The organism is Alicyclobacillus sendaiensis NBRC 100866 (assembly GCF_001552675.1).
In the GTDB taxonomy this organism is placed as follows: Bacteria; Bacillota; Bacilli; order Alicyclobacillales; family Alicyclobacillaceae; genus Alicyclobacillus; species Alicyclobacillus sendaiensis.
On the sequence record NZ_BCRQ01000053.1, the window covers coordinates 1 to 20467 of the forward strand.

The following is a 20467-nucleotide window of genomic DNA, read 5'->3' on the forward strand; positions in this document are numbered from 1 at the left end:
TCATTTGGGGTTAGAGGATATTTATACCCCCCCCCCCGCAGGAGGGGTTATTTGGAAGTTCATTGACCATGTTCTTATGCACCAATACCGTTACTCCTCTCTGGAATGATGACCCATTGCCCCCCTACTTGCGGAATTCTTGATTCCATTCGAGGAGCAATCCAACAGATATGAGCGTTTCCTCTTCTTGTATATGTGCCTAATCCCCCTCTCATTTCCTCTGTACAATTCATCGATCCAACTTTCAATGACATATTCCTGCATCATTCGCTATTTGTCAAGAATATATGCTGGATTTATCTAATATCTCTATAAGTAGTATAATTGCGTTTTTATACCTTAATATATTGCAATACTATCCATATATTTTAAGCTGAATTATAGCCACACGGTCAAGCTCGCCCCCTTCCATCTGTTGAGCGTCAGTGATATTGTCACCGTGAGATTCGTCCGTGAAAATGTCATGTATGAGCAAGGAGTATCTTGTGATGCGACCTCATGAAGTTTGTCGTCGCGCAGTTCCTAAATGGTGAATTCTTCTTGCCACAACCCCAACTGCACCCCCTCCGCCATCGCCAGCTTCTCGCGCGCCCGCTTAACATACATCTGTACCGCCCCTCGTCGAATGCCGAATTCCCGCGCAATCGCCGAATACGTCATGCCGGACTCAAACGCGAATAGGCACGCCGCTTCCCGCAGGCTGAGGAACGACAGCCACGCCACAGGTAGGCGCTCTTCCTCTTCGCGAACCTCGCTCGCGTCGTCCCAGTCCATCCACCGCCTCCGACGTGCCGCTAGCTTGTCCAGATCCACCAGGTCACCCACGAGGATCTCTCTCCGCGACGCACGGTAATGGCCCTCCATCACTGCCAGCGCGTAGTCAAGCGTCTTCACCATACCGTCGTACAGAGCGGCGTCGTGTTCGTTCTGTTCTCGCCGCGCACGGTTGCAGGCTGCTCGGATCGACTCGCGGGTAGACTCGTACTCCGCGATCAGGTCATCGAGATCGCGATGCATGGGTGTCCCTCCACAAGTTATCCACACAGAATCCACAGACTTATCCACAATTGAGGCATGCCGAGTACAACATGATACGTTCCGTAGTATCAGCGTTCGTTTAGGTCGAACGTATGTGCTCGAAGCTTCGAGGCATCCGGGAAGTTGAGCCGACCAATGCTGAAAAGATCAGACCGCAGGAAGATTTTCGCTCGAAGTCGCCCCCACCTGCGCAAACGGTCGAACCAGAACCCGACCAGTGCTCGGATCGGCATATACGAGCCTGCGGCGTCAAAAGCCTCAAGCCCGTCATACGCGATGAACACCCATTGGTCGATTGCCGTGAGATGCTCGTCTATCGTATCAAGCATATCGCTTGCTTCCTCAAAATTGCGACGAATTGCCGGATACCAACCGCTGATGTCGGCTTCCTCAACGACCGAGAGCCGGTCCTGCGGGAACCGCTCATGGACGAAGTCGCGAATTTCGGACGAATGGTGCAGAAGACAACGGAGCAAGAGTCCGAGCCAAAACGCCCGCCACCCGATCACGTTCTCGTCTCGAAGGCATTCGATCGCAGCCTTAGGAGCCGGGAACGAGTTATCCTGGCCATAACCACGCACCCAGTTCTGTTGCGACACGAAATCCGACAGTTCGACTGTCCGTTCCGTGGAGGTCAAGATGAGCATGACATCCGGATCGCAGATTCGACCTTCCATCACCATCGAATTCGTCATCTCTCATTCCTCCACGATGTTCGTTCAACTTATTTGTTCCTATAGTAGCACATATATACTGGTTTTCAATACCTAAATTGCTCTTCCTGCCTTTTTGTCACTCAAGTTGTCCGAGATGGTTTCGAAGTTCCCGCCCCCACCACAGCGCTCGCAACCCCGCCGTGGCCTAACGTGATCTCGTCGCCCTTGTGGAGATACACCCTAACATTGTTTCCCTGATTCGTAACCACTACTTCCCGAGGACCATTCGTAATTTCCACCTGAACCTGGTCCGCGTCGTACTCAACCGAATCTGGCTGATTTCCGTCGTTCACATCGAACCACCAAACCTGGCCTTCAGGATCGTACACAACGCTCGGAAGCGGCTGAACGTTAATGTTGACCAAGGGGTATATTCCGTCGGGCAACTCGCTCGTCTCAAGCATGTTTTTAATCTCGAAGTAGAGCAAACAAAAAATCCCACAAGCTAACACACCTGTAAGCAACCTGAGTTTTGCCGTTCTGCTCACCCCGTCCGCCCCCAAGCCCGATCCAATACCCGCTCAATACTCCACCGCAGATCTTCCGACAAGCCCTGCACGTTGTTCAGCACCCAATCCAGGTAATCGACGCGAATCTCGCTGAGCGGCAAACCCCGATATTTCCCGAACGGCATCGTCTGCACCTCAATCGGCGACTCCGCAAAGGCGATGAGCTCGTCCACATCGTCGGGATACCCTGCCTCCAGATACACCCGGAGCTCCCGCTGGAACACGTGCGCTGTCACGATCGCGTCGCCAAGCGCACGGTGGGGTTGTCCCACTTCCACGTCGATCCCGAGCCAGTACCGGAGGACTTGGTTCGAGTGCCGCGGCGCGTCCGGCCAGAGATGCTGCGCCAGGCGCTTCGAGCAAATCCACGGGCGCTCCGTCTCCGGCAGCATCCCTCGGTCGAACTCCGCATTGTGCGCGACCAAGATCGCGTCGCCGATGTATCCGAGCACCTTCGGCCAGATCTGGGATAGGCGCGGCTTTCCTGCGACATCTCGGTCGGTGATGTGGTGCACCGCGGAGGCCTCCGGCGGGATCGGACAGCCTGGATCGACCAGCGCCGAGTACACGATCTGCGGCACGCGGTCCAGTCCGACCTCGACCAGCGCAAGCTCGACGACGCGGCCATCGGGTGGCAACCCGGTCGTCTCAGTGTCGATTACGACAAAACGCGCTTCACTCAATCTCACTTGCTCGCCCTCTTTCGTTGACTTTTTCGCGTTGCAAGCTCTGCTCCCACTGGCGATTTCTCCGTCGGTTTCGAGAACACCCGCGCGCCGTACTTTTCCCGGAGATATCGATCCATCTCAACTGGATCCATACGATAGATCGATAACTCCGACGGGCCTGTTGTCCGTTCCTTATGTCGATTTGGCACCGGCGTGCCATGCTCATGTCGCATTGCCATTGGCCCTTCGCTCCTCTCGTTTGCATCGCTCCATACGGTGGGACTCGATCGCGGCGCGCACCATCTGGCACATCTCGTCTTCCGATAGATCGCTCGTGTCAATGACCAGCCCCCGCGCGTACCGCCACTGTTGCTCCGTCTCGTCTATCAGGTAACTCTCCGTCTCGCTCCAAAATCCGCCTCCGACGCACGAACTCCGAGGTCGTCGATCACGATTGGACTCACAGCGTGCCGCAGGACCTCTTCCGCCGCGAGCAGCATCGGATTCGGCTTAAAGCCCCGCAGAAAACGCCCCGTTCGTTGCAAGTACGGTCTGCGCACCGCCTTGCTCGCGCCTTTGAGCCACGGCGCGGCAATATCCAGTACGGCCTCGACGGGCGTCGCCATCGAATACCGGACATAGCCCATCTCCCGTCGCAGGTACTGCGCCACTGTGCTCTTGCCAGCGCCCATGGGACCCATGAGGAATACGTGCTGAAGTTTCCGTTCCATGGCCTTACCCCTAACGAACGTATGTTCTAATTCTGAGCATAGCGAATGAACGTTCGCAATGCACGAACCAAAATCGTTACATTGCGCAAAGGTCACGATGTAAATGCGCTTCGATCTCCAGCCGAGGATGCTTGGCATCCACGGCGAAATCCATCTCCTGCACCAGCACCCACCGGTCCTCTGGATACAGTACGCCCTCGAGCGCGTCCAGCAGCACTTTCTCTCGATTATGGGTGTCCATACGCCGATTCGACGGCCAGAAGTACCAAAGCCTCAGCACCACTTTGACCCCGGGCTGCGGCATCGCCCAGCCCGTCTCCTGCCGCCACCGAAACGCTAAGTACGCCGCGTCCCGCCGGAACTTTTGTGCCTGCGAATTGAGAACCCGCATCCGCCGCCCCGTTTGCGGATGCACATAGGTCCGATAGGCGTGGTTGACGGACGGCGGGAGCGGCAAGATCAGGCGTTTCATATCGACCGGAACTCCTGTCCATGTTACGAGGCTTGCGGGTTTTTGGATTGAAAGATGGCGTCCAGCAACTGCGCAAGATAGGCCTGCTCGGCTCGATAGCGCTCGTAGAGTTGATTGGCGTGGTCACTATCGGAGTTCACAAGCCACAAGGCCTTCGCTCGTGCAACGCGCTCACCGGCTTGTTGCAACTGTTCCTTGAGGAACTCGAATCGTTCGTTCATTGCTCTCGCCCTCCCGATACTCGTCTCGACAGTCTTCGCAGAGCACGCTCCACGGATAGGCCACGGGTTCTCCACAGAACCGGCATTTAGGTCTCTCCATTGTGCGAACTGGACGTCGAGGCACGCTTGAATTTCCCCTTTCGTTTGTGACGAAACTCGTTCTCGGGCCTCAAAATGTACTCCTGCACCCGAACCTGCCCGTTGACTTCCATCACAATTTCGAGCACAGTGGGCAACCCTCGTCGCCATTTGAGTGGCCGAGCTTCGACGACCGTCGCTTGTCGCTGTTCCCGCGGGTCCGTCATGCGCTACCACCTCACTCCTCGTCGGCTACGGCTTCCGGCGTCGCAGGCGGCTGTCGGCGCTCCGGCGGGTCAATCGGGATCCACGCCCGCTCCTTGCGCCACGGTGCCAACAGCCGACGCAACCGCCTCCGCCAAACCTCGCGTCGATTCATAGGGCTCCTCCCTTCGTTCCAAATCGACTGGGTACAAACACCCCACCACCCGGAACCCGATGCAGGGCTCCTGCTCCACGCCAGGCGGCGGAGGCTTGCGGCGCCGATACCGCTCGCGGCGAGCGTAGAACTCGACGATCTCGCCTGAGCGAAGCGGCGGTTGATACTGAGGCGAGCAACGTCCGAGCTGCAACCACGCGTGCTTCCGAAGCAGATTCCCGTCGCGATCCCGCACGTCATACACAAGGGCCACGAGATCCCGATTCGGGGTGTGCCGACTCCACAAGGCGAACTCCGCCGTGTACCGCTCCAGTGTGGCCCGCATGGTCAGCGCCCCCTGACCGGGTCAAGATAGGCGACTTGCGACTTCTTGCCGTCGCCCGGATTCGTAATCGTCTTGAGCGTCACCCTGACCCGGGTGCCGACACATTTCCCTACCAGGGATTCCAGTTTGGAGACGTAGTCGTTGTATCCAATCGCCAGCAAATCGTTCTTCAACCACGCAAGGGCCTTCTCGTTGTCGGCGATGACCCTGTTGTGATAGATCTTTCGTCCCTTCATGGCCCCCTCGTCCACGACAAGCACCAGAAACAGGTGTTTCCCGTCGTTGCCCTTGTTCTTGCGGACTTCCGCTCGCTCCAAGCGGCAAAGGTACTTGCCATCTGGCAACGGCTCGTATCCGCCGCCCCGGGCTGGTTCTACCCGCATGTACTTCTCGTCCAAGTCGGCCAGATTCATAGTTCAACCTCCTGTTCTACATTGTTCCAGGTGTTGAGAGTACACGGCAGCGACTCCTCTCTGCTGAAGAGGGGAGTGAATGACAACGATAAAGTTTTGGAGTGGCGTTAAGTGTCTCGGGATTCCTCCAGCCCAATCGCAGCAATGCACTCCATGGTGTATTCCACCGGTCCAATGTCATCCCAGTCGATCACGAATATGTCTTGCTCGGGCTCAAACTTGACCAACGTCCCCAACGCTTCATCTTCTGAGCGGTGATAGACCCGATCCCCAACCCGAATGGGAATGTCCGTGCCATCGTAATAATGTTCATTGACGAAGACGTGCCCGGCAAACACCTCGTCCAATTGCTCTTGCGCGATCTCCAGCGCTTCGTCTCTCGAAACCCCAATCGCTAATAAGGTCCGAAATCCATCGGCCAGCAATTCGTTTGCGCGCAAGAGATCAAGATCCTCCATATCTTGTTCGCCTCCCAAATGAGAGATCACTACAACCTGTTCACGAACACCGCACTCCAGCAATGTTTGATGTTTGCATCTTCTCTTTGGGCAAATTGCGCAAAATCCATATGATTTCGCGTTCCGTGGCCGAGTGTTGTTCGTAAAAACCTCATTTGTCTGCTCACCAGATTGACGTCATCATCAGCAGAAAACGACGCTGTCGAATCACGACGAGATCGTCCAGCAGCAATATCCGTTTTTCAAACCACAACTTGATACTCACGCACTTCACCTCATCTTTGCTCTTCCAAAAGCTCAACTAACACATCGCCATGGCACGGTGACGGTTTACACCAGCAACCGAGAGTTTTGCCACGCAACTGATCGAGATCTTCCAGCAGGTCTGGGCGGCTTAGAAGATACTCGCGGTACTTTGCGATGCACTCCTCGCGGGTGCCATCTTTGCCAATCCGAAACGGGTTTGCCCATTTGCTTTGAGGAAGTCCAAGACGGGGAACCGCACGACCGATGTACACGTCGTACGGCTCGCGGCGACAGTGGACGACACGGGACGTGTCTTTCATTTCGAACCACCTAATCCCCTTGAAACCAATTTCCATATCTTGCGCCACAGAGGATCAATAATACGCTCGGCTATACGCTCCAGCCATTCAAACGGCATCCATTCTGGTTCAACTGCCAGAACCGCGAGGGATCGACGATGAAACCAATACATCTTCCCTTGATATTCGAACTCCATCACGTCGTCCTCGAATCCTCTTGCCCATTGCTTAAGGCCGTGTACGCGCTTCTCGTCGACATGTTCGAAAGAATACCGAGAGTGATCCATAAAGCTAAGCTCGACTCGAAAATACTTCGCCATCTCGCATCTCTCCGTGATGTTGCCCATACACGGCAACCACTTGCCGTCGCAATCCTTCCAACACGATTTCCTCAGAAAAACCCATGTCCCTTAGTGTCTCAATCCCTGCGGCAATTCGCTCGCACGTCATCCGGAGCAAGAGATCGTCCAAGACGGTCATTGCTCACCCACCCCAATCACACACGGCACCTCGGCCTGTTCCCGCACCCAATCCTCTGCGCGCTTGGTGACCGACTCCTCCGCGTCATCCAGCAGCGTGACAAGATCCCCGCTCGGCACCAAGCGAATCACGATTTCCTGGCAAAGCGGCCACCACCATATCTCCGGCGCCGGGAGCCCAGGCTTTAGCCGTGGGGAGGAGGCGCCGGAATCATTCCATCGCGTACGCATATCCATCGCCTCGCTGCAGGATTGTAAGATACTTGGGATGCACATCGAATCCATTCAATCTAAAGCTCGGTCTATGACGAATGACTATGCGCCCGACATGTGTCCCGGCGTACTTCCCTCGCGGGATATACGCCTGTACCAGATCGCCTGTTCGGAAACCCATGTACGATCTCGAAGACGGTGCGTGGCTTCTCGGAAATCCGTATTTGTCTGTGATGCGGCGTTGTCGCTTCCCATGCCCCTTTGCCACAATCGTGAGAACTCGCATCTGTGTGTCCAGACGAACGTGCTGCCCAGACTCACCGACACAAGCCGCGTCAATCCACTTCGCCTTTGGATAACCTTGCGAGAATCGGTTGTATTTCGTCCGACCGCCGCTTCCGGCTTCAACAGGCAACCCTGTGTCCTTCAGTCGACGGAACACCGCCCATCGCGTAGCGTTCATCGCCGCGGCGTCGCGAAGCGAAAGCTTCAACTGCGCCTGAATCTGATGCAAACGCGGCTCGTCGTGCGCCAGGAACTCCTCCACCAACTGACTTCCCTTTGCCTGATTGCATCGGTGGCAGGCAAGCACCAGGTTCGATACGCGATCAGATCCACCGCGAGAACGCGGAAACACGTGGTCGATCTCTAGCGGCACATTCTCAGCGCCGCAGTACGCGCACTTGCGCCCCCACTTCTCCAGCAGGTACTCCCGAACTTCGTACCCGTAAAGTGTGCCCTGCTGATATTCCGCGCCGCTGATCTCCGGGTACTGGAGCTTCTGCGTGTCGAAGCTCACCAATTGTATGGAGAGATGTGTGATCGGTGCCCAACGCCGTAGGCGTGTGACCCACGTTTCGATGTTGTGCACCCGACTCATCAGGCTCGGCGGAAGCCAGCCTTCTGGCCGTCGACGATTGTCAAAGCGCGGTTTGCGATAACGGGTCTTGCGATATCGGCGACCTCGACGCAACATTCGCCTTCTCAACAGCGCCTGTCGGATCTGATCGCCGCGATGCTGAACTTCGGCAGCCCACACAACCGTCTTCCCGCGCTGAAATTCCGCAACAAGCGCCACGCCTGTGGTCTTTGAACCAAGTGCAAGTTTGAGTTGCATGGGTTGAACGTCGCCGCCGTCACGATCATGCAGAATGATCGTGAATGGATACCGCCGGAACACCGACGCTCTGCCCGCTTTGAGCAGTTGCCTCGCACGCGCCGGATGGCACGGCATGAGCGGTTGTCGGTTGGTGTCCAACACCAGAACGCGATTCTGTTTCATAAGAGTTACCTCCATCTCGCCATATGGCGGTTACGTGAGCCTCGCCAATGTTATCCCGGCTTTTGGTGTCCGACACACTGACCCATACCCCCGAAAGGTCTGTTTAATGCCGGACGGCAGAGCATGGAGCTGGCTCACGCACCCCAAGGTGCCATGACCGAGATAACGTAGCCCGTTGGCCCTGCGGCCCTGGCTGAGGCTGGTCAATCTCGGGCCTGCTCATCGCAAGCCCCCGGCTTTAGCCGTGGGGTGATTGACTCGAACTCCTCGTCGACGATTGTCCCGGTTGCCGTCTGTAAAGCCTCCAACGGCGTCGCCGCGACAACGTACCCATAGGCCTTTCCATCGGTGATGTACCAGAGCTCACTCATGATTCGTCATCCGCCACCCTCACCCAAGCGAACAAGGCTTGCGGAATCGACAACTCCAGCCACTGCCCTGCTCGGTCGACAGACTCAATGCGACAGAACAACTGACGAACGCCGCGGCCTGTCCCGTCGGGGACATGCACGGCGAGAAAGGCGCCCGCATAGGGATCCCCGACCACCTCGACGCTGCCAAACAGATTCGTGTCCCATCGGCTCGATGGCACGTCAACTCACCACCAACGGCCCGCCGCTCCGGGGCCCGTCTCCTGGTCTCAACACCAAACCCAGCCCATCGCGCAGTTTGCGCGCCGTAGATTCGTCCAACACGAGTTCCAACGCTCCGTGCTCGTCCTGCATCATCACACGAATTCCCGAGTCCTCGGCGGTCACCTGAACTTCCGCTGCCCGTACGCTCATCCGCATGCAGTAGTTTCCTCCAGTTCTCGTTCAAGTTCCTTCTCCTGTTGCGCCAGGGTCTTGAGCACGCGCTTCTCATCGTCGAGCGCCATCCGCATTTGTTCCGTCAACAAGTCACGACCCAAATCGTCGTATGTGCGCCGCATGGCTTCTGCGGCGTCTGCACGGCGTTTCACAGCGGCGTACAACTCAACCAGCGCCTTGTACCGATCCGCCGGAATCAGCACCACATGGTCTCCAAACATCGCGCGCATTTGCACACCGTCCGACCATGTTTTGGCCATCATCCGTGTCTCAATCAGATCCTGATAGAGATCCAAGAGATGATCGAACACGTCCCGGTACACTCGCGCACGGGTTCGAAGCGCCGCATTGTTGCTTGTCTCACACTGCGCCCAGTTCGACTGGAGTTCACGCAAGAATCGGTCATAGCACTCACAGATCATCGTCAAACGGTTGTAGACCTCAACCATAGGCAAGTCCCACGTCGTGTCCACCCCGCCATGCCTCCCTTGCTTCACGTAAGATCGTTGAAACCTCTGCTCGCGCCTTTTGCAGATTCGCAAACGCCAAAGGTTCAGCAGGATCGTCGGCGTAATCGTAAGCCACCTCAGCGGTGCGAAGACGTTCCACAGCCTCGAACAACGCCGTTTGGTAGGCTCGGTAGGTCTCGCTTCCCTCCCACGCCGGGGATCGTCGTCGAGCAATTCGATCAAGCATGATCACCACCTCTTACCTTTGCGTGGCTTGCAGGGCAAATCAGTCGCGCGTCAGGATCGCCGAGATCAGATGCACGTTGTCGGACTCGTCTGAGAACAGCACCGAGTGTCTGTCCCGCGCCACTTGCATCCGAACGGTCTTGCTGGATTCCACCGCGCTCAACGTGTCCAGCACATACCGCGCATTCAGCGAGACCTTGGTTTCTTCTCCCGCGAACTCAACCAATGGCACCTCTTCACGCGCGCGCCCGCGCTCGGTCGATCTCGACGTCAACTCCAGCGCGCCGCCCTTCACATACAGCGATACGGTGTGGTGTTCGTGTTCCGCCATCACGGTCACGCGCTCAACGGCCTCTTCTAACCGTCTCCGATCAACAGTGCACTCCGCCGCGAACTCCCGCGGCATCACCCGCGACGTGTCCGGATACTCGCCCTGGTACAGGCGTCCGAACAACTGCACGTTGTCCCAAGCGAACATCACGTAACTCGCCGACTGGTAGACTTGCAGGGTCGCATCGTCATCCGCATCCAAGAGCCTTGTGAGCTCGGTGAGCGCGCGCCGAGGAATTGTGCAGCGAATCGACATCTCCCTATCGACCGTTTGCGACACTTTCGCCAGCCTCAGTCCGTCCGTCGCCATCCAAATCAGCTTGCCGTCTTCGTAGCCTACGTAGACACCCTCCAGGATCGGTCGCGACGCATCTTGCTTGGCTGCGGCGTATCCAACACTTTGGATGGCTTCCACCAGCGTCTTCGCCGAAATCTCCACAGGCGCAATGCCCGTCATATCCGGCAACACCGGGAATTCCGCCGGGTCAAAGCCGTGCAGTTCCGCATGAGTGGTGCCCACGTCAATCGACGCGCTCAAGTGGTGCGGAGCGATCGTGGCGATGTCCACAGTTCCCTTCGGTAATCTCCTGACCAACTCCGCGAACAATTTCGCCGGAAGCACGACGCCACCCGGATCCACCACGGAGGCCTCGACGGTCATGCGCAGTGCGACGTCGTAGTCGTAGGCGCTCAATGTCACCTGACCACGCTCCGCCTCGATGAGCACGCCCTGCAACACCGCCGCAGGCGCGCGCGTCTGCGCAATCCGCGCCAGTGCGCTCAGCGCGGGCTCCAACACCTGTTGCTCGATTAGACAGCGCATGATGTCTCGCCCTCCTTCGTCCCCGTTAGCAACTCACGCAGTTTGCCGCGATCCCACGGCGCGATCGCCTCAGGTAGGACGAGGTACACCGTGTTGACGATCGTGGTTTTGCAGTGCTTCGGCACCGCCATAATCAGCCTTGTCTCGTCACATGGGTGATGCGGATCGTAGGTCATTTGCGCCACGCGCTTCTCGTAGACCGGCGGGTATTCGCCTTCTTCCACGATCCCGAGACACATGCCGCGCTTGATTCTCACTCGTCCTTGCTCCCAGACCGCGAATTCAATCATCCATCAATCCCTCCTCACCTATGCGTGGTTTTTACGACAAGTGGCGTGATCTTGCCGTTGTGATACTCAAACATCGGCATCCCCAAGGCCTCCGCGATCGTCCGCTCCAACCGCGCGCCACGCGAAGACTCCCAGTCCGGCAGGAACACCACCGCGTGACATCCGAGCAGACAGTGCAGCGCCGCACGCATCCAGTCATCCCACTCCCAGTCCTCGTCACCGCGGATCTCCGCTGGATTCACCACCGCCAGCCCCTGCGCCCTAAGCCTCGCCGCCGCCTCATGAAACGCCGGGCGGTTGAAGTCCGGGTAGCCGGACATGGGCCCGGCTAAGTACCAGCGACCATCCCGCTTCATCGTCTCCAGGTCTTTCAGTGCCACGCGCATCGCCGCCTTTCCCGTTCCTCCACATACCGGTCGATGATCTCAAACCACCGCGCGAACCTGGCCCGCAGCGCTTGACCCGCGCGTGGATCGTAGTCCTCCAGTTCGACAATCAGTTCGTCCGCTTCGCAGGCAATGTTGATGAGCGCGTCTAGGTAGTCCTTCGAAACGACAGTCTGCATCGCATTCTCCTTTCAAGCGAAGAATTTCAAAGTTGATTTCCTACTGAGAAACGATCAGGCTGGAAGAAGAGAAGAAACTTCCTTTCTTAAACACGTGGATTCTTCACACGATTCCCACCGCCTCTGCGGCCACCTTCGCCTCCTCGTGCCGCTGAACAACGTCTTTGAAAATCTCCCACCTATGCGGCAACACCATCGCGTACCGCACCAGAAACTCCCGTCGCTCCAGCCGTTGCCCAAGCACCGCATTGAGCAGCGCGTTCGCCTCGTCCATCGTGTCCGGGAGCAAGGTGTACGGGATGTTGTTCGCCTTGAAAATCCGCTTAAGCAGCTCTTCCTGCCTCGGCGTTGGCTTCGTCAGGAGCTCCGCCGCCTCCCACCGCGTCTGCGGCGCTTGCAGGCCTCGGCGCTCCAGCGCCGCCAACTGCTTCTCCGTCGGCGGCAGGTCCATCCACTCCTCCTCGGCCCCCACGGCGCTCCGCGAGAGACCGATCTGCGCGTACGTCGCCGCCGCGCCCCAGGCCATCTCCGAGTCCGGCCCGAAGTACACGCGGTGCATCTCGGGCTTATCGCTCGGATCGTCCGTACTGAATCGTCCATAGGCCACGTACCAGCCGACCTGCGTCTGTTCGACCCGGACAAAGTTGCCGCGGAAATCTCGCGCGAGCCACACACGCTCGCGAACCCGCATCCACCGAAACGCGCTCGCCGCAAGCCGCTTGGCGACCCTAGGCCCGCGCTCGCCGCCGGCCCGCTCGTGCTTCTCGCCGCTGTCGTCCTTGTCCTCGCCCGCGAGCAGCCGATCCACCGTCATCAGCCGATGCACGTCCGAGACCCCGACCACATCCAGCACCAGACAGTCCCGCTTGAAGATATGGGGTGCAATTCGCAGTCCTCGCCCGACGCACTGGACGTAAAGACTGTGACTCAAGGTAGGTCGCGCCATGATGATGCACGACACTTCTGGGCGGTCAAAGCCTTCTGTAAGTACTCCATAGTTGCATAGAACTCGAATATTTCCATCCGAGAACGCGTCAAGGGTCTGTCGGCGCTCCTCCTTGGGCAAGGCGCCGTGCACCACCGCTACGGGGACTCCAGCCTGCTCGAACTCCTCCGCCAGGTGATAGGCGTGCTCGACGCTCGCGCAGAACGCGATCGTCAACCTGTCGGAGGCCTGTGCCTGCCACGCCGCGACAATCTGTTTGTTGACACTCGGCGTGTCCACCGCGCCCTCGACCTCGGCGTCCGACCAGTCGCCGTCGTCCTTGTCCTCAAGGCCTTCGACGATCTCGAGCTTCACCGACCTCGGCGGCACGAGGAAACCCATGTCGATCAGGTCGTGGATCCCGATCGCGTAGGCCACGCCGTCGTACACCTTGCGGAGATCCGCCTTGTCGGTGCGATAGGGAGTCGCCGTGAGCCCCAGATGCACGTGGCCCTCGGGCACCGCGCCGAGGAATCCAAGCGCGTGGTAGATGCGCATGTACGTCCTGGCCACCGCGTGGTGGCACTCGTCCGTGATCACGGTTGGTGTCGTCTGATGCGCGCCCATCCAGCGCTCTAAACGCTCCGGCTGCGAGATCGTCTGCACCGACGCCACGGCGAAATCCGCCTCGACGTCGTCGTCCGGGCCTTGGATCCGACCGACCTTCACCTCGCGTCCCTTGGGAGCCAAGGCGTCGAACACCACGGAGAACTTCTCCAACGTTTGGTCGAGCAGTTCATCCCGATGGGCCAGGAACAGCACCGGCCCGCGCTCCAGCCGCTCGACGGCGAACTGCGACGACATCACGGTCTTGCCTGCGCCCGTCGCGGCCACGAGGATGGGCCGCGGCTTCGGATATCGTCGAATCGCGTCGACGGCCTCAACCTGATAGTCCCGTAACTTCAGTTCGTTTTGGCGTTTGGCGGTAATGGTTCTCAATCTCCATCACCCCGTGAATCGACACATTTCAACTTTGCTGTTCAACGCGCGTAGCCTCGCACTGTCATCCGGAAGCACATTCAGCACACATGGCGACCAGTGCGGACGCTTGTAGGCACCGAAATGGTTGGAATAGGGAATGGTCAACACGTCTCCGTCGACCACATAATTCAGCACCACCCATCCCCGCTGCGAACGATCAGGCACGAAAATGAACAACTGACGGCGCTGAATCAAATCCAGCAAATACACTGCAAATGCTTTACTCATGCCGAACCAGAGAAAATTGTTTGGAGCAATGGTTAGCCCGTACTCTCCATCCACAGGGATGTAAGTCCGAAAGTGTCGTTGAAGTTCCGCGAACGATGTTCCGACGTGCTTCAACACATACATCCAAATCGCTTGTCGAAAATCACCTTTTTGAGCGAATTCCATCCATGCGTCCTCGGAATATGGACTGCTCATCTTCTCCCACTTCATGATGTTCATCGACATCGTCAACACCTCATCGATTTATTGAATGACGTCTTTTGGTAAGGAACCAGACTCAAGCATCTCAACATCGTCGAATTGACGTTCTTGAGCGTACGCCTCCGTCACTGGCATCGAGATGTACTCCAACTTGCGCTGATCCAAGTTCACGACCTCGCGACTCACCAACAGCATCCGTCCCGCTTCTCCAAGGCGAACGCCTGTCCAGACGTGAATCGGTTTTCCCTTCCAGCGCGGCCGCGAATAATCGATCTTGTGGGGAGCATAGTTGCGCAACCGTTCGAGCAACTTCGCAGCTCCCGGATACTTACGCCCCGTCTCCTTTGCGTAGATCTCCATTGCCTTTTGAAGCAGATCCCGCGGCACGATATAGTCCTTGCCGAGCTCAATAATCCCCTCGTCGATTGCCGCCTTCACCACATCATTTGCACGCCAGTAGTAATCCTTCTCGCGAAGCATCTCTTTGGACTCCGTAATGTTACGGCCTTCCCGTCGCATCTGCCGATAGTGCAGCAACCCAAGATAGCACATATACGACAGCGCCTCGGGCGTCCTCAGCCGTTCCACCCACCCCGGCCCTTGCCGCTTGAAGCGCTCCATCATCGGATACAGTAGAATCCGTCGGAAGTAGCCATGCGTCGGGTCCTTTGTGGGTGGCAGTTCGTTGGCACCGTAAATCAGCTTTGTCTGCGGCTTGAATTCGAACGACGCCTTGAACTTGCGCTCGGCTCTGACCACATCGTTGCCGATCCAGCCTTTCAGGAAGCTCGTGTCCTCGATCCCTGTGCCCGCCATGTCCGGCACGATGTCGATGGCCGCCCGAGTCAAACAAGCCGACGCGAAGCGGTTGCGCTCGAGACTTTGCACGCTTTCCGTCACTGCATAAACCCCGAAGGCCTTAGCCAGCATGCCGAGGAGCGTCGATTTGCCGTTCTGGCCTGGCCCGTAGAGGATGGCGTAACACTCTTCGGACTGATCCCATCTGCACAAGCAATAACCAAGAAACTCGAGAATCGAACGTCGCGTCTCGTCGTCAGGAAACGTCGTGCGGAAGAAATCCAGCACGTCGACTTCCGCGTCCTTCATCGCAAGCGTCCATGACTTCGGAGTTCGGTGCCAATTTTCGAAGAACGGAATCGTCAGCTTCCAGTTAATCCGATGCCTCGGCGAGAAATCGTAGACGCGCCAATCATGGTCAAACGGATCGCTCATGTCCAACAGTCCGTTCGCGAATGGCACCAACGGCTCCGTGTTCCATACCTCGTGCACCCGAATGGATTCGACGGAGTGGTTCCTGTCGCGTTGGACGTTGTTAATGAGCATCCGCTTGATCTCTTCCGCGCGCGACCACGTCGCCCACGTAGGCTTGATGGTCTCCAAGGCCTCTAAGATGAAGTCCCGGATGACGGCCTCGTCTTCTCCATCGTCTGTCGGCGTCGTATAAATTGTCCCGTCGTAGTAGTAGCAGGATTGGAAAAAGTACTGTAAATTGAAATCCTTCTTGATCGTGGTCGCCATGCGACGAAGCAGCAGATGTTCCTTGCCCTTTTCTTCATCGACGTAGACGAAGTGCGACTTCTTCACCCGCGCCCATTCCCGAGCGGTACGATTCGTAAACGACCGCTCGCTCCAGTTCGTGTTCTCTTCCGGCGCTTCGCCGCTTAGATCCTCCGTCCAAGCGACGGGCTCATGTACGATCACATCCTCGGGAGCTTCCACCCAGTCCTCTGCGCCCGCGGCGACCCGAGCTCCTCCGTTAGCATGCAGCGCCTCTTCCGTCGTCTTTGTCGGAAGCCCGTCCATCTTCGGTCCATCCACTTCATCCGGAGCGCCGTAAAGTCCCGGAAGCCCCAGTTTCGCCGCGTAGGCTCTCCGAACAAACGTGGCCGGACTGGATCCCCGTTGAAAGTGCCTGCACGCTGCACAAACACTCATCGGATCGAGTTCTTGGAACGTGGAACACAGAACAGCCATCGGTCGCGACGATCGGAACTTTCTCTCAGTCTCGATCGCGTTGTATCGCTTGCCCGGTCCCACGTCATAACCTTCCGACCATTTGTGAAAGAGAGAAGAGTCTGGAACCATTGATTTCAAAAGACAAGCCATCTTATGCCATATCGGTTCGCTCACGATATTGGGATCCTGCACATATGCCTTGAACCTCGCACAGATGAGCGGAAGTTGTTCTTCGACAAACTCCGCCGGGATGGGCTTCCAATCCCCAGTGAACTCGCCGCCTTCACTTACCCTGGACGCCGACTCTGTTCGGGTTAAGTCAACGCCAAGCGCTTCGGCAATCCCGTCAATTTCCGTTTCGAACTCATCCGGCTTGTAGAGCGTGTCCTTACGCCACTCTTCCACCGTGACCTTGACGATACGCCCCGATTTCGTGTGCATGGAGCCTGGAATCCGCATAACTCTCGCAACATCCGCCACATTGAGATCACTCGATAACACCTTTGCGAGCTTCCAGACGATTCGCCGTCCTGTTTCAGGATCCACGGGACGGATGAACTTGAAGTACAGGTGCCGTCCCCGTCCTCCACCCGACCGCACAACCGCACTTGGAACAAACCCGCGTTCCGCCAGCATAGCCAGCACGCGTTCCGCTTGCGCCATGCGCTCCTCGTCGCCTTCCCGACCGTGGTCGTCCACGTCCGCCCAAGCGCCTGGACAGGCCACCACGTCGTCCGCACTGCCGCCTATCCAACGCCCCTCCTGCGTCCGCTGCACTGGCTTGTCGCGCAAGCAAGTGCCGAAGTACCATCCGCACCGCGCCATGTCCGGGCTTCTGTACCCGCGGTCAAAGTAGTCGCGCAACGTCTCAAAGTCCTTCGTGGTGAACGACCGCCGCGCCCTGACGGCCTTGATTGCTGTCTCCCGATCGTCCTTCCGATTCGGGATCGGCCGGATCTCCACGTAGCCGGTGCCGCCCTCGAACCACCACCGCAAGAAGTCGATAGATTCCTCGGGGCTTCCACAGAAGGCGTGCTCGCTCATGTGTCGCCAGATCGCCGCATGGGATAGGTCTTCACCCATTTCCTTACATGCCGTCTCCAGTTCTCGGTAACTTATCCCAGCCAGCCATCTGGATTCGATCTCCTCGCGGATGGGAGAATTGCACAGTTTGCAGTCCCGTGGCATCCCTCTCACTCCCAGTTCTCGGAATCGAGGCAGAAGGAGACTCTTGGAAACCAATCAACGAGACACTAATCCCAATGAAAGGTTTTCACTATTCTCTTTCCTTCCTTTTTTTCTTTCCTAAGAGAGAAGGAAGTAAGGAAAGAAAGAATAGAGATGATCCGAGGTGATCCTAGTGTGATCCTAGAATGATCCTAGTGGTGAAATCCTAGAATCCATTGTGCCGTAAGGGATTCTGGAGTATGATCCGAGTGATCCTACTCAGATTTGTGATTGTCGAGAGTGGCGTTTCGTTTCGTTTACAGATAATGCTTATCGATGAGATATGGATGGATATGGATAAGGATTTTTATGGTATCGAAACGAAACAGCCATTTTTCTAGAGAGGCGTTTTCGCCCCCGGATCACTCGGAGCACCCCCCGAGATCCCTTGTGGCACAAGGCTTCTCGGGATTTTGAAGATAGGAGCAATCTAGGAGCAACCCCGGATCACAGCGCCTGTTGCTCGGATCACCTCTCATGATGCATCCTCCAATCTGGTGGCTTGGGCTAGGCGCTTAAGGGCTTGGGTAATCTCCACCTTCATCGGCATCAGCCACTTCTCTCGGAATTCAAGCCAGTCTTCTTCGCTGTCGAACCCGAGCCTTGGGTCGATAATCGGAACGATGTGGTATATACCGTTTTCCCATCTCAATGTGGCTCCGCCACATCGGGAAGCATTTAGCGTCCAACCCAGCGTGTCATCACTCACGACCTGAGTCAGAAGGACTTCCCACAGTCTGTGGTCGCTGACGAGATCCGGCCGCGGATCCCAACGCCAATCACGTGCATACGTCGTAGTGCCTCACCACCTGTAATTCGTCGGAACGCAAATGAATCCTACCTCCAAAAACCACCTCGCAACATGAAGGATTGTGGTGTCCGCTGTTTTCACCCGCTACCATGGCGGGCAGCGCACAGCGGACGAAGCGGCCATACCTTAGCATGCCTGACCACACCACAGCTCGCCTTGCCGAACCGCACCCAGCCTAAGCTCGCCATGCCACGTAAGACGTTAGGCGGCGAGAGTTCTCGCCCGATGGCACCCTGACAGGCGCGAACGCGTCTGAAGCGCGGAACACTCGCCTTTGTCGTGTCCCACGATTGATTTGCGCCTGCCGAGCGCCACAGGCGGGCGGTGTCTCCGCCGCCCGGCGCAGCGCACGAACTGCGGGACAACAGCGCGCATCGGGCGCGTAATGATGCAGCTCGCGCGCCGGGCCAGACGGCGGAGTGGCACAAGCGGGTGACGAGAGAGAAGACCTCTCTACCTATAGGTGTCCTGAACGACAAACACATGTTCGCAAAAATCCCGAAAACCTGCGCCACGTCTGGGTTTGTTATCTTCATCCAAGCAAAATCTCGATCATGAAATTTTTGCATGGATGAAGCGCACTAACATGCACATCGTGCATATTCAGTTTTCAAGGTCCTGTCTAGCGCCGTACATCGCCTCACTTGCCGTTACATCATCCTGTTTGTCGGCGATACACTGGCACCGGAATCGCGCTCGCGGCGTTCCTGCTGTCGTTCAATGCGAGTGCCAACTGACACCCGAGAGGGTTCGCCCCTCCGACCCGGGTCGAAATGCGTTCGGCCCGGAGCACAAGGGCGAAGTTGTTGTCTCGCTAATCTCGCAAAGCCCAGCGCGAACCGATGTTTGCCGTACCTCACGCCAGCAACTCCACCAAGCAACCAGCGCCCAAGAAAAGCAACCCCAACAACACATACCCAGCACCAGATTCACGATGTGTAATCACATGTCCAATAAATCCCGTACCCGTTCCGATAAGTGCGCTTCCCAATAATTGCGTCGCTATTGCCGTCACGCCATGTTCACCACCGCACTTGATTCCTTAGCAAACAACAGACCTTCCAGATGCCCCACCCCACCGCAATGAGCGGTGAAAAGATTGCGGCGACGGATATTCTGACGTACCGCATGAGATATGGATTGTCTTGAATCACGGCTATCGTGATACCACATAAACTTCCCAGCAAACTTCCAATGGCTATCGACGCAGCCATCGTCATGTCTTTTTCCTCCCGTATCCCGATGTTTCTCTCTTTAAAAAGTCAATCACTTTATCAGCAACAGCCTTTGCCTCTTCCAGGTTGTCTTCTCGGATGCGATTCAAATCCGGAAGGCGCATTAAGTATTTGATAACGTGAAGAACCGTCTGGGTTACTCCGTACCATTCACCCTGAAGCCGACTTGTGAGATATTCATCTCCGGTTGCTTTAATCTGTGCGTACACGTATTCACGGAGTTCGCGTGTGCAGATATGAGGCTTCTTTTCAGGCAATTTTTTCATCCCTTCCGGCATTTGTAGCCCTTTGCATCCAACGACATTCCCTTCCGAATCCCGCACCAAATCTGCTGGGCAGAACACATCCGTTCTCCCCGCCTTTGTGGCGGTCTGTGCCACCAGGGTTGAGGCGACATAAATCGTGTCTTCCGCCGGATCCGGTAGGTTCACGACTTCTCCGAACTCCGTACTAAATACCGGAATTCCGTCGATCTCGCCGACCTGCTTGCTTGTGGTCGCTATACGTGCCACAGACCCGCAGGGCGGGATCTTCGCAACCACGGTGCCGTCGTCGGAGATGAACGAGAGCTCGTGTGGCGTTAAATTGATGATCTTCACTTAACAGCCCTCCAACTCTCGAATCTCTATTACGCCGTCGGCAATCTCGACGACCTCAATCGGTTCCACTTCACCCGAGTACACCATTTCCCGCGCCTCATCATCGTTGGCGGCCTCAACCTCAAACTCCTCGACGTGCCGCGAAACGAACGTCACTCGATACCTTGGCATTTCGTATCATCCC

General features: G+C 57.0%; 27 protein-coding genes. All 27 read right to left on the reverse strand.

Features of this window, described 5'->3' with window-relative positions; all coding sequences use genetic code 11:
* Positions 1 to 522: 522 nt before the first annotated feature.
* Positions 523 to 1017, reverse strand: coding sequence for a sigma factor-like helix-turn-helix DNA-binding protein (locus AS26_RS10540; RefSeq protein ID WP_062309286.1), 495 nt, complete (start codon positions 1015 to 1017; stop codon positions 523 to 525).
* 89 nt (positions 1018 to 1106) lie between these two features.
* Positions 1107 to 1733, reverse strand: a complete 627-nt coding sequence (locus tag AS26_RS10545) for a hypothetical protein (RefSeq protein ID WP_062309288.1) — start codon at positions 1731 to 1733, stop codon at positions 1107 to 1109.
* 101 nt (positions 1734 to 1834) lie between these two features.
* Positions 1835 to 2242, reverse strand: a complete 408-nt coding sequence (locus AS26_RS10550; protein WP_157068483.1) for a hypothetical protein — start codon at positions 2240 to 2242, stop codon at positions 1835 to 1837.
* On the reverse strand, positions 2239 to 2952 hold the full coding sequence (locus tag AS26_RS10555; RefSeq protein WP_062309292.1) for a putative quorum-sensing-regulated virulence factor: 714 nt from the start codon (positions 2950 to 2952) through the stop codon (positions 2239 to 2241). The genes AS26_RS10550 and AS26_RS10555 overlap by 4 nt, the downstream gene beginning before the upstream one ends.
* Before the next feature lie 365 nt (positions 2953 to 3317).
* Complete coding sequence (locus AS26_RS10560) at positions 3318 to 3662, reverse strand: AAA family ATPase (RefSeq protein WP_245629726.1); 345 nt, start codon at positions 3660 to 3662, stop codon at positions 3318 to 3320.
* A gap of 76 nt (positions 3663 to 3738) precedes the next feature.
* The gene (locus AS26_RS10565; protein ID WP_062309294.1) at positions 3739 to 4134 is read right to left on the reverse strand and encodes a RusA family crossover junction endodeoxyribonuclease; all 396 of its coding nucleotides are present in this window, start codon (positions 4132 to 4134) and stop codon (positions 3739 to 3741) included.
* A 23-nt stretch (positions 4135 to 4157) separates the two neighbouring features.
* Positions 4158 to 4355 carry a non-structural maintenance of chromosomes element 1 family protein gene (locus AS26_RS10570; protein ID WP_062309296.1) on the reverse strand — a complete coding sequence of 66 codons (198 nt, stop codon included), beginning with the start codon at positions 4353 to 4355 and terminating at the stop codon, positions 4158 to 4160.
* A gap of 374 nt (positions 4356 to 4729) precedes the next feature.
* On the reverse strand, positions 4730 to 5137 hold the full coding sequence (locus tag AS26_RS10580; RefSeq protein ID WP_062309300.1) for a hypothetical protein: 408 nt from the start codon (positions 5135 to 5137) through the stop codon (positions 4730 to 4732).
* A 2-nt stretch (positions 5138 to 5139) separates the two neighbouring features.
* Complete coding sequence (locus AS26_RS10585; protein WP_062309302.1) at positions 5140 to 5550, reverse strand: DUF669 domain-containing protein; 411 nt, start codon at positions 5548 to 5550, stop codon at positions 5140 to 5142.
* Between the two features lie 107 nt (positions 5551 to 5657).
* Positions 5658 to 6008, reverse strand: coding sequence for a hypothetical protein (locus tag AS26_RS10590; protein ID WP_062309304.1), 351 nt, complete (start codon positions 6006 to 6008; stop codon positions 5658 to 5660).
* A 275-nt stretch (positions 6009 to 6283) separates the two neighbouring features.
* On the reverse strand, positions 6284 to 6574 hold the full coding sequence (locus AS26_RS13910; protein ID WP_083516069.1) for a DUF4326 domain-containing protein: 291 nt from the start codon (positions 6572 to 6574) through the stop codon (positions 6284 to 6286).
* Entirely contained in the window at positions 6571 to 6873 is a 303-nt protein-coding gene (locus tag AS26_RS10595) for a hypothetical protein (protein WP_157068484.1), read from the reverse strand. Before AS26_RS10595 ends, AS26_RS13910 begins: the two co-directional genes overlap by 4 nt.
* 156 nt (positions 6874 to 7029) lie before the next feature.
* A complete protein-coding gene (locus AS26_RS10600) occupies positions 7030 to 7263 on the reverse strand; it encodes a hypothetical protein (protein WP_062309308.1) in 234 nt (77 codons plus the stop codon).
* Positions 7244 to 8527 carry an RNA-guided endonuclease IscB gene (gene iscB, locus AS26_RS10605; RefSeq protein WP_062309311.1) on the reverse strand — a complete coding sequence of 428 codons (1284 nt, stop codon included), beginning with the start codon at positions 8525 to 8527 and terminating at the stop codon, positions 7244 to 7246. The genes AS26_RS10600 and iscB overlap by 20 nt, the downstream gene beginning before the upstream one ends.
* Before the next feature lie 203 nt (positions 8528 to 8730).
* Entirely contained in the window at positions 8731 to 8898 is a 168-nt protein-coding gene (locus AS26_RS14260) for a hypothetical protein (RefSeq protein WP_157068485.1), read from the reverse strand.
* A complete protein-coding gene (locus tag AS26_RS10610; protein WP_062309313.1) occupies positions 8895 to 9119 on the reverse strand; it encodes a hypothetical protein in 225 nt (74 codons plus the stop codon). The genes AS26_RS14260 and AS26_RS10610 overlap by 4 nt, the downstream gene beginning before the upstream one ends.
* 1 nt (position 9120) lies before the next feature.
* On the reverse strand, positions 9121 to 9318 hold the full coding sequence (locus AS26_RS10615) for a hypothetical protein (RefSeq protein WP_062309316.1): 198 nt from the start codon (positions 9316 to 9318) through the stop codon (positions 9121 to 9123).
* On the reverse strand, positions 9309 to 9809 hold the full coding sequence (locus AS26_RS10620) for a hypothetical protein (protein WP_062309332.1): 501 nt from the start codon (positions 9807 to 9809) through the stop codon (positions 9309 to 9311). The genes AS26_RS10615 and AS26_RS10620 overlap by 10 nt, the downstream gene beginning before the upstream one ends.
* A gap of 262 nt (positions 9810 to 10071) precedes the next feature.
* The gene (gene dnaN, locus AS26_RS10625) at positions 10072 to 11184 is read right to left on the reverse strand and encodes a DNA polymerase III subunit beta (RefSeq protein WP_062309318.1); all 1113 of its coding nucleotides are present in this window, start codon (positions 11182 to 11184) and stop codon (positions 10072 to 10074) included.
* Positions 11172 to 11474 carry a hypothetical protein gene (locus tag AS26_RS10630; protein ID WP_062309320.1) on the reverse strand — a complete coding sequence of 101 codons (303 nt, stop codon included), beginning with the start codon at positions 11472 to 11474 and terminating at the stop codon, positions 11172 to 11174. Before AS26_RS10630 ends, dnaN begins: the two co-directional genes overlap by 13 nt.
* 14 nt (positions 11475 to 11488) lie before the next feature.
* The gene (locus AS26_RS10635; protein ID WP_245629727.1) at positions 11489 to 11860 is read right to left on the reverse strand and encodes a DUF4406 domain-containing protein; all 372 of its coding nucleotides are present in this window, start codon (positions 11858 to 11860) and stop codon (positions 11489 to 11491) included.
* Entirely contained in the window at positions 11845 to 12039 is a 195-nt protein-coding gene (locus tag AS26_RS10640) for a hypothetical protein (RefSeq protein ID WP_062309322.1), read from the reverse strand. The genes AS26_RS10635 and AS26_RS10640 overlap by 16 nt, the downstream gene beginning before the upstream one ends.
* A 103-nt stretch (positions 12040 to 12142) precedes the next feature.
* A complete protein-coding gene (locus AS26_RS10645; protein WP_062309324.1) occupies positions 12143 to 13963 on the reverse strand; it encodes a DEAD/DEAH box helicase in 1821 nt (606 codons plus the stop codon).
* A gap of 6 nt (positions 13964 to 13969) precedes the next feature.
* Complete coding sequence (locus tag AS26_RS10650) at positions 13970 to 14458, reverse strand: hypothetical protein (RefSeq protein WP_062309326.1); 489 nt, start codon at positions 14456 to 14458, stop codon at positions 13970 to 13972.
* Between the two features lie 18 nt (positions 14459 to 14476).
* Positions 14477 to 17599 (reverse strand): DUF5906 domain-containing protein, encoded by a 3123-nt coding sequence (locus AS26_RS10655; RefSeq protein WP_062309328.1) that lies wholly within the window; start codon positions 17597 to 17599, stop codon positions 14477 to 14479.
* 2066 nt (positions 17600 to 19665) lie between these two features.
* Complete coding sequence (locus AS26_RS10660) at positions 19666 to 20283, reverse strand: hypothetical protein (protein ID WP_062309330.1); 618 nt, start codon at positions 20281 to 20283, stop codon at positions 19666 to 19668.
* The gene (locus AS26_RS14460; RefSeq protein ID WP_169793492.1) at positions 20284 to 20454 is read right to left on the reverse strand and encodes a hypothetical protein; all 171 of its coding nucleotides are present in this window, start codon (positions 20452 to 20454) and stop codon (positions 20284 to 20286) included.
* Positions 20455 to 20467: the final 13 nt, after the last annotated feature.